General features: G+C 74.0%; 10 protein-coding genes. 4 read left to right on the top strand and 6 right to left on the bottom strand.

What is annotated here, in order from left to right:
* Positions 1-17 precede the first annotated feature (17 nt).
* The gene (locus AWW66_RS14290) at positions 18-1,283 is read left to right on the top strand and encodes a glycosyltransferase (protein WP_067365533.1); all 1,266 of its coding nucleotides are present in this window, start codon (positions 18-20) and stop codon (positions 1,281-1,283) included.
* 20 nt (positions 1,284-1,303) lie between these two features.
* On the top strand, positions 1,304-2,776 hold the full coding sequence (locus tag AWW66_RS14285) for a glycosyltransferase family 4 protein (protein WP_067365530.1): 1,473 nt from the start codon (positions 1,304-1,306) through the stop codon (positions 2,774-2,776).
* An 82-nt stretch (positions 2,777-2,858) separates the two neighbouring features.
* Here the strand turns inward: AWW66_RS14285 and AWW66_RS14280 are convergent, their stop codons facing one another.
* From AWW66_RS14280 to AWW66_RS14260, 5 genes are read right to left on the bottom strand one after another with little or no spacing between them, the layout of a single operon-like run.
* Positions 2,859-4,526, bottom strand: coding sequence for a carbamoyltransferase family protein (locus AWW66_RS14280; protein ID WP_067365527.1), 1,668 nt, complete (start codon positions 4,524-4,526; stop codon positions 2,859-2,861).
* The gene (locus tag AWW66_RS14275) at positions 4,514-5,512 is read right to left on the bottom strand and encodes an NAD(P)-dependent oxidoreductase (protein WP_067365524.1); all 999 of its coding nucleotides are present in this window, start codon (positions 5,510-5,512) and stop codon (positions 4,514-4,516) included. The genes AWW66_RS14280 and AWW66_RS14275 overlap by 13 nt, the downstream gene beginning before the upstream one ends.
* On the bottom strand, positions 5,509-6,627 hold the full coding sequence (locus tag AWW66_RS14270; protein WP_067365521.1) for an NAD(P)-dependent oxidoreductase: 1,119 nt from the start codon (positions 6,625-6,627) through the stop codon (positions 5,509-5,511). The genes AWW66_RS14275 and AWW66_RS14270 overlap by 4 nt, the downstream gene beginning before the upstream one ends.
* Positions 6,628-6,629: 2 nt before the next feature.
* Positions 6,630-7,880, bottom strand: coding sequence for an adenosylhomocysteinase (locus AWW66_RS14265; RefSeq protein WP_067365518.1), 1,251 nt, complete (start codon positions 7,878-7,880; stop codon positions 6,630-6,632).
* Positions 7,877-8,941 carry a radical SAM/SPASM domain-containing protein gene (locus AWW66_RS14260; protein WP_067365515.1) on the bottom strand — a complete coding sequence of 355 codons (1,065 nt, stop codon included), beginning with the start codon at positions 8,939-8,941 and terminating at the stop codon, positions 7,877-7,879. Before AWW66_RS14260 ends, AWW66_RS14265 begins: the two co-directional genes overlap by 4 nt.
* Positions 8,942-9,248: 307 nt before the next feature.
* On the opposite strand from AWW66_RS14260, the gene AWW66_RS14255 reads away from it, so the two are divergent.
* Positions 9,249-10,511, top strand: coding sequence for a cytochrome P450 (locus AWW66_RS14255; protein WP_067365512.1), 1,263 nt, complete (start codon positions 9,249-9,251; stop codon positions 10,509-10,511).
* Positions 10,512-10,518: 7 nt separating this feature from the next.
* Positions 10,519-11,187, top strand: coding sequence for an HAD family hydrolase (locus AWW66_RS14250; RefSeq protein WP_067365509.1), 669 nt, complete (start codon positions 10,519-10,521; stop codon positions 11,185-11,187).
* 3 nt (positions 11,188-11,190) lie between these two features.
* Here AWW66_RS14250 and ahcY read toward each other — a convergent pair whose 3' ends face one another.
* Positions 11,191-12,651 (bottom strand): adenosylhomocysteinase, encoded by a 1,461-nt coding sequence (gene ahcY, locus AWW66_RS14245; protein ID WP_067365506.1) that lies wholly within the window; start codon positions 12,649-12,651, stop codon positions 11,191-11,193.
* Positions 12,652-12,768 lie beyond the last annotated feature (117 nt).

Here is a 12,768-nt window from a genome sequence, read left to right as displayed (position 1 = left end):
CACCACGGGGACAGAAGATGACGACGCCGCGTTCGGCGACACCGGGCTGTCCGGAGGTCTCGGTCGTCGTGCCGACCTACAACCGGGCGGCGCTGCTGCACCGCACCCTGGCCGCGCTGGCCGCCCAACGTCCCGCCGGGCCCGCCTTCGAGGTCGTGGTCTCCGACGACGGCTCGGCCGACGACACCCGGGCCGTGGTCGACGCCTTCGCCGACCGGTTGGCGCTGCGTTACCACTTCCAGCCGGACGAGGGGTTCCGGGTGGCCGAGGCCCGCAACGCCGGCGCCCGGCTCGCCTCGGCCCCGGTGCTGGTCTTCCTCGACACCGGTGTCCTGGTCGGGCCGGACTTCGTGGCCGCGCACCGGGCCGCCCACCAGGGCACCCTGGGCACGGGCGGGCCGGGCCGGGCGGTGATCGGCTACACCTACGGCTACAACCCGTACGATCCCTGCCCCGGGCTGGCCGAGCTGCTGGCCGAGCTGCCCCCGGCCGAGGTGGTCGCCCGCCTCGCCGACACCCGGTCCTTCCAGGACATGCGGCACCCGGAGTTCGCGGCGGTGGACTTCGACCTGTCCCGGCTGGTCGCCCCGTGGATGCTGTCGTGGACGGTCAACCTCTCGGTGCGGGCCGAGGACTTCCGCGCCGTCGGCGGCTTCGACGAGGGCTTCCGGAGCTGGGGCGTCGAGGACCTGGAGTTCGGCTACCGGACGGCCGGGCACGGGGTGGCCTTCGCGGTCTCCCGGGACGCCTGGGCCATCGAGACCCCGCACGACCGGGACACCGAGGCCAACCTGGCCAGCAGCCGCCGCAACGCCCGGCGCTTCCTCGACAAGCACGGCGAGCCGCCGGTGGAGCTGTACTGGGCCATCTACTCGCGGGGCATCCTGGTGCCGCTGGAGCAGGAGCTGCGTACCCTCTCCGACTGGGCCAAGCAGGCCCGGGACCTCGACGTCCGCGCGGAGTTGGCGGCGGCCGTCGCGGAGCTGCCGGCCGGCGGCCGGATCGCCGCCATCGGCTGCGGCGGCGCCCTGCCGCCCTCCTGGCCGGCGACCGGCACCCTGGTCGACTTCGACGAGGAACTGCTCCGGCAGGCCGCCGCGGACCGGCCCGCCGCGCCGGCCCGGCTCGCCATCGGCCTGCGCACCCCGTACGACGACGCCTCGTTCGACCTGGTGGTGGTGTCGTCCCGGCTGACCGGCCTGCACGACCGCTGGGGGGACGACCTCCGGGCGGAGGCCCACCGCATCGGCCGGGACGTCCGCGTCCACCTGCCCGCCCAGTGATCGCCCCGTCAGGAGGTTCCGTGTCCCGAACCAGCCCGTACCAGGGGTTGCGACTCTCCGTGTTCCAGGTGGCCCCGCTCTTCGCCGGTTCGGCGCACGGCGGCGCGCAGGCCATCCTCACCGAGATGCTGCGGCACTTCAGCTCGCTCGGGGTCCAGGTGACGGTGCACTGCACCTGGCGTCGGGACAATCCCGACGAGTTCGAGCTCTTCCCCGGCGTCCGGGTCCGGCCCGTGCTGCGGTTCAAGGAGACCTACCCCGAGCCGTACTGGACCAGCCCGTACCACCTCGCCGACATCATCGACACGCTGCGCCGGGCGGCCGAGGACCACGACGTCTTCTACGTGCACGACAGCCAGTTGCACTTCAAGTTCGCCGGGGCGCAGCGGCCGACCGTGGCCGCCGTCCACGACCTGGTCTACGGCGACAGCATGTCCGGGGCGCTGGAGTTCACCCGGGACCGGCTGATCGCCGTCTCCGACTACCTCGGCGCCTGCCTGCACGAGCTGTTCCGGCGCTTCCGGCCCCTCGACGACGACTCGCTCTTCGTGGTCAACAACGGGTTCGCCGAGCGGTTCGCCCCGACCGACCCGGCCGGGATGCGGGCCCGTCTCGGGCTGCCGGAGGACGCCGTCGCGATCCTCTACCCGCACCGCCCCGACCCGGACAAGGGCCTGTACGACGCGCTGCTGGCGGTGCAGCAGCTCAAGAGCCGGCTGCCGGCCGACACGTACGCCCGGGTGCGCCTGCTGGTGCCGATCTGGCAGGACACCCACCTGGTGGAGAACTCCACCCAGATCCAGCAGACGCTGTACCCGGAGGCCCAGCAGTACGCCGACGGGCTCGGCGTGGCGGACAAGCTGCACCTGCACCCGTGGGTGCCGATGGCGGACATGGCGGCGTACTACGCGGTGGGGGCGGCGACCCTCTGCGTCGGCACCTTCCCCGAGGCGTTCGGCAACGTGCACGTGGAGTCGATGCTCTCCGGCACGCCAGCCGTGCTGGCCCGGGTGGCGGCGCAGCGCACCACCGTGCCCGAGGAGTTGACCCGCAAGGTGGACCCGAAGGACACCGAGGCGGTCGCCGACCACCTGGCGGAGATCATCGGCAAGGGCGAGCGGACCGGGCCGGAGCTGCGGGCGCTGCTGCGCGACCGGTTCGGCCTGGCGCAGATGCTGCGCGGCTACGAGCGGGCGCTGCTGGAGTGCGAGCGCGGACCGGAGCGGCCGTTGGGTCCGCTGGCGGGGCCGATCACCGACGAGACGCGGCTCGCCGTGCCGCCGTGGGCGGCGCCGCTGCGCGCCGGCTACTACCACGACTACACCGGCTACCACCGCGACGACGAGGGGTTCGTCCGGTGCGTCCCGGAGCTGTCGGCCGGGACCACGGTCGGTGAGCTGGGCCGCCGGTCCGGGGTGGGGCACGCCGACGTGGCCCGGTGGCTGCGCGACGGGCTCGTGGTCAGCGACCCGCTGGTGGCGGCGCACCGCTGAGCCGGGCCGGGCCGCCCACCCGAAGCCGGCCCGGCCAGCCGGGCGCGGGCCCGGACGGTCGCCCCGGCCCGCGCCGGAGGGGTCACCCGGCCGGGCCGGGGTCGGCCGGCTCGGGCCGGGTGACCAGCCGGTCCTGGAGCACCAACAGGTCGAGCTGGCCGGCGAGGAACGTCCGCACCGCCTCCGCCGGGGTGTTGACGATCGGCTCGCCGGCCAGGTTGAACGACGTGTTGAGCACCACCGGCACCCCGGTCAGCCGCTCGAACGCGCTGATCAGCGACCAGTACCGGGGCGAGTCCGTGCGGTTGACCGCCTGCGGCCGGGCCGAGCCGTCGACGTGCACCACCGCCGCGATCCGACTGCGGACCGCCGGGCGGGTCATCGCCCGGACGTTCATGAAGGGCGAGGCCAGCCCCGCCTCGAAGTACTCGTCGAAGCGTTCGGCGAGGACGCTGGGGGCCAGCGGTCGCCACACCTCCCGCCCCTTGAGGGTGTTCAGCCGCAGCACCGTCTCGCGGCGGCGGGGGTCGGCGAGCAGGCTCCGGGCGCCCAGCGCGCGGGGGCCGATCTCGGCCCGCCCCGAGTACCACCCGACGATGCGGCCCTCGGCCAGCGCGGCGGCCACCCGGCCCAGCAGTTCCTCCTCCGGCAGCCGCTCGGCGCGCAGGCCGCTGCCGTGCAGCGCCGCCGCCACCTGCTCCGGTCGGACGTCCGGCCCCCAGTAGGCGTGGTCGAGCCGCTGCGGCCGGAACGGCGCCCCGGTGCGCAGGGCCTCGGCGTGTGCCACGGCCAGCGCGGCACCGTAGGAGACCCCGGCGTCGTGCGGCACCGGGAGGACGTAGTACTCGTCGAAGTGGCCGGCCTCCACGATCGCCGCGTTCGCCGAGCAGTTCTGCGCCACGCCACCGGCGATCACCAGCCGGCGCTGGCCGGTCAGCTGGCGTGCCTGCGCGGCGAGGTTCACCAGCGCGGTCTCCAGGGCGGCCTGCGCCGACGCGGCGAAGTTGACGTACGCCATCTGCTCGGCGGTGTTGCCGCTGACGTACGGGAAGGTGTGCGCCGTCCACCAGCGGCGCAGCGCGTCCCGCATCTCGCTGCGGGTGTCGGCGGTGTGCGGGACCCGGACCCGGGGGTCGAGGGCGAGCTGCCCGTCCCCGGTGAGCAGGGGCATCGGGTCGACCGGCCGGCCGTACGCGGCCAGTCCCATCAGCTTGCCCTCGCCCCGGGACGCGCCCCGCTCCAGCCCGGCGTACTGCGCCGCGCCCCGGTAGAAGTGCCCGAGCGAGGCGTTGACCGGGTACGTCGCCAGGAGCTTGACGCCCGACTCGTCGGCCACGCCCAGCGAGGTGGCCTCCCGTTCCCCCTGGCCGTCGGCGATCAGGACGGCGGCGGAGGGGAAGCCGCTGGCCCAGAAGGCGCTGGCGGCGTGGGCGACGTGGTGGGCGACCGGGGTGACCGGTGGGGCCGCGTCGAAGCCGGCCGGCAGGGCGTTGGCCGGGTCGAGGTGGGGGGCGGGCGGCAGCGGCGGGTCGAACCGGTCGACGTCCCAGCCCCAGGCGACCGCGTCGACGTCGGCGGGCCGGACGCCGGCCGTCTCCAGGCAGGCGGTGACCGCGTCCAGCGGCATCTCCAGCGGCGCCCGTTTGCGCCGGCTGAAGCGTTCCTGCTCGGCGAGGGCGAGCAGCCGGCCGTCGGCGACCAGCGCGGCGGACGGGTCGTGGAATCCGAAGTTGACGCCTAGGACGAGCACGTGACCTCCTCCACGGGTGCGGGTGGCACCAGGTCGCGCAGCGGCTCGCCGGCGGCCAGCCGGACGAGGTTGTCGACCGCGCACCGGTAGTACATCTCCGCGACCTGCCGGGTGCGTCCGGCGATGTGCGGGGTGAGGATGACGGTGGGCAGGGTGTGCAGGGGGGAGTCGGCGGGCAGCGGCTCCGGGTCGAAGACGTCCAGCGCGGCGCCGGCCAGCCGGCCCTCGGTCAGCGCGCGGACCAGCGCGGCCTGGTCCAGCAACGGACCCCGCGAGGTGTTGATCAGGTACGCCCCGGGACGCATCCGGTCGATCAGCGCGGCGTCGAACCGGAACGGGTCCGGCCCGGTGGCCCGCACGTGCAGGCTGACCACGTCCACGGTGGCGACCAGGTCGGGCAGGGGCAGGTACCCGACGGCGAGCGCCCGTTCCTCCTCCGCCGGCAGCCGGCGGCGGGACGCGTACCGGACGGTCACGCCGAACGGGCGCAGCAGCCGGGCCACCTGCCGGCCGACCCGGCCCATGCCGACCAGGCCGACGGTGCTGCCGGCCAGGTCGGCGGTGGCGGCGTCGAACCGGTTGTCGGGGCCCCACCCGCCCCGCCGGACGTACCCGTCGGCCTCGACGAGCCGGCGGGGCAGGGCGAGCATGGCCAGCACGGTGTACTCGGCGGTCGCCGAGGCGGCGAAGCCGGACCGGTTGTGCGCGAACGGGACGCCGTGGGCGTGCGCGGCGGCGATCTCCGCGCTGATGTCGAACGGCCCCCGGCCCAGCCGCTGCACCAGCCGCAGCCGGGGCATCGCCGCGAAGTCGGCCCCGGTCAGCGGGGCGTGGTCGACGACGATCGCCTCGCAGCCGGCGAGCACGGCGGGCCGGTCCGGGTCGGCGCGGTCGGAGAAGCGGACCGTGAACCGCTCGGGCGGCAGCTCCCGCCGGATGAGGTCCCGTCCCAGGTCGCTGACCGGACCGTGCACGACGATGTTCACGGCAGGACCCCGGCCAGGCCGAGGACGGCCAGTTTGGTACGGGCCACCCGGGCGTCCACCTCGGCGGGCACCGGGTGCAGCCCGGCCGGCGGTGGACCGGTCGACGCGAGCCGGGCCAGGCACAACGCGTGCAGGGCGAGGCTCAGGTCCATCAGTTCGGGCGGGTTGATGCCGGCGAAGACGTGGTTGCCGCCCGCCCCCTCCAGCAGGGTGAGGTGCCGGCCGGCGAGCCGGTACCGCCGCCCGCCAGGGACCGGATCGACCCGGTCGGCGGCGGCGGCCAGGCCGGCGCGGTCGATCTCGGTGGCGGCGTGCCCGATCCCGCCGAGCACCGCCCCGTCGGGGAGCAGCCGCAGGTGGTCGAGGTCGAGCACCCGTTCCGCGTCGGTCACGGTGACCACCACGTCGGCGGTGGCCAGCCCGGTGGTCAGGCCGACCACCTCGAAGCCGAGGTGGACCGCCTGGAGCAGCGGCACCGGGGCGACCTCGGCGACCGCCACCCGCGCGTGGCAGCCGCGCAGGTAGTCGGCGACCGCCCGGCCGGTCACCCCGAACCCGACCACCAGCACCCGCTTGCCGGCGATCTGCACCCCCGCGTCGATCAGGCCACGCAGGGCGGCCTGTCCGGTGCCGTGCGCGGTCTCGACGGTGGTCTTCACCGCCGACTCGGTGACGGTGTAGAGCGGGAACGGCAGCCGGCCGGCCCGGCGGACCCGGCCGAGGGCGTGCTGGGAGTGGACCGTGCCGCCGACGACGGCGGGCGGGTCCGGCTCGGCGGCCCAGAGTTCGGCCACCGAGCCGTTGTCGACCACCAGGTCGGGCGCGAAGGCCAGCACCTCCTTGGCGGTGTCGGGGCCGGGCAGCACCCGGGCGCCGAGCCGGCCCATCGCCTCGGCGGCGGCCGGGTCGAAGGTGGTCGGTTTCGAGGAGACCACCAGCACCTCGGCCGCGCCGGCCAGCAGGACCCGGACCAGGGCGGTCGCCTCCGGGGTGACGTTGAGCGCCGCCGCCACCCGACGCCCGGCGAGCGGCCGGTCGGTGGCGAACTCCCGGGCGAGTCGCGCCAGCACCGGCATCCGGGCGGCCACCGCGCCGCCGTCGATCGGCTCGACCATGGTCAGGCCACGTGTCCGAGGGCGCGCAGCTTCGCCCGCGCGACGGTCTCGGAGAACGAGTCCGGCAGCGGGTTGAGACCGGGTACCAGGTCGTCCGGTCGCCGTACCAGGTGCAGCAGGCAGAGCACGTGCAGGGAGAGGGTCAGGTCCATGGTCTCGCTGGAGTTCCCGCCCGCGCAGACGTGGTTGAGCTGGCTGCCCTCACCGAGCAGGAACACCGACCGGCCGGCGAGCAGGTACTCGTGCACACCGCCGCCGAGGGCGGTCACCCGGTCGGCGGCGCGGGTCAGGGCGGGGACGTCGATCGCGTCCGGGTAGTGGCCGATGTTGCCCAGCAGCACCCCGTCCGGCAGCAGGTCGAGGTGCCGGTCGGTGACCACCTGCCGGGTACCCGTGGCGACGACGACGATGTCGGCCTCGGCGAGGACGGTGTCGAGCGCCCCGACGGCGTGGCCGTCGGCCAGGGCCCGCAGGCAGGCGACCGCCGAGGTGTCGACCACCGTGACCCGGCACCGCATCGCCTGGAGGTACCGGGCGATGCCGGTGCCGGCGGTGCCGTACCCGACGACCACCGCGCGTTTGCCGCCGAGCTGCACCCCGGTCGCCCGGACCAGCGCGTGCACGGTGGACTGGCCGGTGCCGGCCGGGGTCTCCACCGCGCTCTTGAGCACCGAGTCGGCCACCGGGATGACCGGTACCGGCAGCCGGCCGGCGGCGGCCAGGGCGCGGGCCGTCCGCTCCGCGTTGCGCGAGTGCACGGTGGCGCCCAGCAGGTCGCCGGCCAGCTCGGGGACGTCGGCGCAGGCGGTGAGCAGGGTGCCGTTGTCGGTGAGCAGGCGGGGCCGGAAGGCGGCGAGCTGCTCGGTGAGCGGCGCCGAACCGGTGTCCGGCAGGTTCACCCGGATCGCCCGCCGACGCAGCTCCGCCACCGCCGCCGGGTCGAGGGTGCCCAGGTTGGACGGGTGCAGCAGGAGCCGGGCCCCGGCGTCCTTCAGCGTGACCATGAGGTGGGCGGTCTCGGTGCTCACGTGCATCGCCGCCGCCACCGGCACGCCGAGCAGCGGGCGGTCCGCGCGGACCTGGCGGCGCAGCGCGGCGAGCACCGGCATCTGCCGCCAGGCCAGGCGCAGCCGCGCCGTCGCGCTCGCGCTCGGTCGCGCCCCGGAGCGGGCCGCGTCGGTCGACGGTGGGTCGGTCGGCGGCGCGGCGGTGCTGCCGGCGGCCGGGGTCGGGTGGGTGTCGGTCGTGGTCATGCCTGCGATTTCCAGAGCCGGCAGAGCGAGACCAGGTCTGGTGGGGTGGTCGGCTTGCCGTTGCGGGCGAGGACCGCCTCGGCCGGGCAGCCGCTGAGCCACGGCTCGTCACCGGCCTGGAAGGTGGCCTGGGTGAAGAGTTCGAACTCGTTCTGCTGGCGGTTGAGCCGGAGCCCCTGGTCGGTCATCACGGCGAAGTGCATCGGCTCGTCGAAGAGGACCGAGCAGACGTACGAGCGCCCGTCCGGGAAGATCGAGAGGCGGTCCAGGGAGCAGCCGACACAGCCCCGGTACCCCTCGTCGACGTAGCGTTCGAGCCGTTCCCGGTTGGCGTACGTCGGCGGGTACCAGATCGAGGTCCGGTATTCGTCCTTGATGCTTTCCAGGTGCTCGTAGAAACTGATCCACTCGTACGGCGACAGCGACCAGGTCTCCGCGTTGGCGATGCCCCGCCCCTCTTCGGAGAAGACGTGGAAGTTCACCATTTGCACGCCGATCTCGTCGGCCAGCGCGAGGATGTTCGGCGCGTCGGCGATGTTGATCTGGGAGATCGTGCAGATCAGCCGGACCGGATATCCCGCCTCGACGGTACTGCGGATGCAGGGCACCGTCTTGTCGAACATTCCCTCGCCCCGGACCGCGTCGTGCACCTCGGCCGAGGCGCCGTCCAGGCTGAACGAGATGTAGTGCAACTTCTCCGGCGCGATCTTGTCGATGGTCCGCTCCAGCAGACCGTTGGAGTTGATCATCACCTGCCGGTAGCCGACCTCGCGGGCGTGGTCGACCATGCGGGGCAGGTCGGGGTGCAGGGTCGGCTCGCCGCCGAGGAAGGTGATGTACTCGCCGCCCAGCGTGCGGCACTGGTTCATGATGCGGACGGCCTTGTCGTAGCTGAGCGAGAGCCCGCGTTCGAGCCGGTCGCCCATGTAGCAGTGGCCGCAGCGCAACTGGCACCGCTCGGTGATGTAGAGATAGATGTTGTGGAATCTGCGGTAGTGCACCCGGGTGCGGTCCCGGGAACCCTCCGGACGCGATCCACCGATGGTGAGGAGTTCGGACATGGTCCCCCGCGCTTTCGATCAGGGCTGCAATTGATGTGCGGGCGCCGACATCGGCACCGGGCCCGGGCGGACCACAGCCACGACCCGGATGCCCGTCTTACCGGCAACATTTGGCATTGATCTACTTGCTCCGCTCGATGCTAGGCACAGGCGTTCGATGAACACAACCCCGTACGTCACTCGAAGCGACCGGACGAGCGCAATGCGTTTGCCCCTCCGACGCGATTGGGAGTACGATCGCTGTCGATCGATTTGCCGGTTCGTGCCGGCTTTTCGCACCGGTGCGCGACGGGGGAGGTGGCGCGAGGTGACCCAGGCCCGACCGGTCATCGACTTCGACTTCAGCTCCACGGAGTACGCCCGGCACTGGCCGGAGATCTACGCCGGTCTGCGGGCCACCTGCCCGGTCGGCTACTCCCGGGCGCACGGCGGTTTCTGGGTCGTCTCGTCGTACGCGGCGGTCCGCGAGGTGGCCCGCACCCCGGAGGTCTTCTCCTCCGACCACGACCCGACCGGGGAGCGCACCGGGTACCGGGGGGTGGGCATCCCCGCCTCCGTCGGCACCCGCAGCCTGCCGCAGGAGGCGGACCCGCCCGAGTCGGCGTTCTACCGACGCCGGATGAGCCGCTGGTTCTCGCCCCGCGAGGTGGCCCGCTGGGAGCCGTGGCTCACCGAGCTGACCGAGCACCTGATCGACGCGAGGATCGCCACCGGCCGGCTCGACATCGCCGACGACCTCGGCTTTCCCGTGCCGGCCGCGCTCGTCGTCGCGCTGCTCGGGCTGCCCGTGCCCCGGTGGCGCGAGCTGGTCGACCCGTTCCACACCCTGGTCACCCATCCGCCCGGCACCCCGAGCCACGACCGGGCCCAGGCCGGGCTCGCCGACGTGCTCGCGCTGCTCGCCGAGACCGTGGCGCGCCGCCGCCGGGAGCCGGGCACCGACCTGATCAGCGGGCTGGTCGGCGACGCCGACGGGGACCGGCCGCTGACCGACCAGGAGGTGGTCAGCATCGCCCAACTGGTCTTCTTCGGCGGCGTGGACAGCACCACCGCGCTGATCAGCAGCGTCGTGCACTGGCTCGACGCGCACCCCACCGAACGGGACCGGCTCGCCGCCGACCCGCGCCTGCTGGAGCCGGCGACGGAGGAGTTCCTGCGGTACTTCTCCCCGATCCACCTCAACGGCCGGACGGTCGCCGCCGACACCGTGCTCGACGGGTGCCCGCTGAAGGCCGGCGACCGGCTGCTGATCTCCTGGGCCGGGGCGAACCACGACGACACGGCGATCGCCGAGCCCGACCGGGTGGTGCTGGACCGCCCCGACAACCGGCACGTCGCCTTCGGCGCCGGGGTGCACCACTGCCTCGGCGCCCACTTCGCCCGGACGATGTTCCGGGTCCTGCTCGCCGCCGTGCTGCGGCGCATCCCGGACTTCCGCGTCGACGCCGCCGGGGTGCGGCGGTACCCGTCGGTCGGCCAGGTCAACGGTTTCCGCCGGCTCCCGGTGACCTTCGCGCCCCGGCCACCACGCACCCCCGGCCGCGCCGACCTGCCGCTGCCGCCGAGCTGAGCCGGCCGTGCCGCCCGCCGCCCGGCCCACCCCACCCGAGCTGCTGGTCTGGGACCTCGACGGCACGCTCGTCGACTCCGGTCACCACGTGCCGCAGGCCTTCGTCCGGACGGTCGCGGCCGTCGGCGGGCACGTCGTCAGCCCGGCGGACGTCGAGGCCGCGTACCCGCTCGGGCCGCCGGAACGGATGCTCGCCCACCTGCTGCGCCGCCCGGCCACCGAGGAGGACCTGAGCGCGTACTACACACACCTCGGCGCGACCGGCGTGGTGGCGTACCCGGGGGTGCCGGGTGTACTGCGCGCCCAGCGGGCCTACGGCCCGGTGGCGGTCTGCACCGGGGCGAGCCGGCGGGCGGCGGCGGTGCTGCTGCACGACGCGGGCCTGGCCGACCTGGTGGACGTGCTGGTCTGCGCCGAGGACGCCCGGCGGGCCAAACCCGCGCCGGACGGGCTGCTCGTGGTCGCCGCGCGGCTCGGCGTGCCGCCGGGCGCGCTGGCGATGGTCGGCGACTCGGCCCGGGACCTGATGGCGGCCGGGAACGCCGGCGCGCTCGCGGTCGCCGCCGGGTGGGGACACGAGTACGACCCGGCCGTCCCCGCCGACGTGACGATCCGCAGCCCGGCCGCGGCCCTGGCCCTGCTCGGGCCGGCGGCCACGACCGGGCGGACGGGGTGACCGTCAGTACCGGTAGTGGTCCGGCTTGTACGGCCCGTCGACGGGGAGGTTCAGGTAGTCGGCCTGCGACTTGGTCAGCGTGGTCAGCCGCGCGCCGAGGGCCTCCAGGTGGACCCGGGCGATCCGCTCGTCGAGCTGCTTGGGCAGCGTGTAGACCCGCCGCTGGTACTGGTCCGGCTTGGTGAACACCTCGATCTGGGCCAGCACCTGGTTGGCGAAGGAGGTGGACATGACGAAGCTGGGGTGGCCGGTGGCGTTGCCGAGGTTCACCAGCCGGCCCTCGCTGAGCAGGATGACCGAGTGGCCGTCGGGGAAGCGCCACTCGTCCACCTGCGGCTTGACCTGGTCCCGGACGATCCCCGGCACGGCGGTCAGCCCGGCCACGTCGATCTCGTTGTCGAAGTGCCCGATGTTGCACACGATCGCCTGGTGCCGCATCCGGGCCATGTGGTCGGCGGTGATCACGTCGCGGCTGCCGGTGGCGGTGACGAAGATGTCGGCCTGCTCGACGACGTCCTCCAGCCGGGCCACCTGGTACCCGTCCATCACCGCCTGGAGGGCGCAGATCGGGTCGATCTCGGTGACCACCACCCGCGCGCCCTGGCCGCGCAGCGACTCGGCGCAGCCCTTGCCGACGTCGCCGTAGCCGCAGACGACCGCCACCTTGCCGCCGATCAGCACGTCGGTGGCCCGGTTGATGCCGTCGATCAGCGAGTGCCGGATGCCGTAGCGGTTGTCGAACTTCGACTTGGTGACCGAGTCGTTGACGTTGATCGCCGGGAAGAGCAGCCGCCCGCTGCGTTCGAGGTCGTAGAGGCGGTGCACGCCGGTGGTGGTCTCCTCGGTGACGCCCCGGATCCCGTCGGCCATCGTGGTCCACGTGTCGGGCCGCTCGGCGATCGAGCGGCGCAGCACGTCGAGCAGGACGCCGAACTCCTCGCTGTCCTCGGGGCTGGTCGCCGGCACCGCGCCGGCCCGCGCGTACTCCGCGCCGAGGTGCACCAGCAGGGTGGCGTCCCCGCCGTCGTCGACGATCGTGGTCGGCCCGGTCGCGCCCGGCCAGGTGAGCATCTGCTCGGTGCACCACCAGTACTCCTGGAGCGTCTCGCCCTTCCAGGCGAAGACCGGCACGCCGCGCGGCTCGTCGACCGTCCCCTCCGGACCGACGACCACCGCGGCGGCGGCGTGGTCCTGGGTGGAGAAGATGTTGCAGCTCGCCCAGCGCACCTCGGCGCCGAGCGCCACCAGGGTCTCGATCAGGACGGCGGTCTGCACGGTCATGTGCAGCGACCCGGAGATCCGGGCCCCGTGCAGCGGGCGGGTGTCGCGGAACTCGTCCCGCAGGACCATGAGGCCGGGCATCTCCTGCTCGGCGAGGCGGATCTCCTTGCGGCCGAACTCGGCCAGGCCCAGGTCGGCGACCCGGTAGTCGAAGGGTTGTCCTGCATCCGCGCTGACGGTCATTGACACTGTCCTCTCGGATCGACTGACGCGACGTGGACGTGATCGACGGACGGGCACCTCGGGGTGGTCGCGGTTCGGCGTGGTCGCGGTTCGGCGTGAACGCACCTCGACGTGGTC

It is taken from the genome of Micromonospora rosaria (genome assembly GCF_001567585.1).
GTDB lineage: Bacteria > Actinomycetota > Actinomycetes > Mycobacteriales > Micromonosporaceae > Micromonospora > Micromonospora rosaria.
Note: the sequence above shows the minus strand (reverse complement) of the source record. Positions and strands in the feature narration are given on the sequence as shown.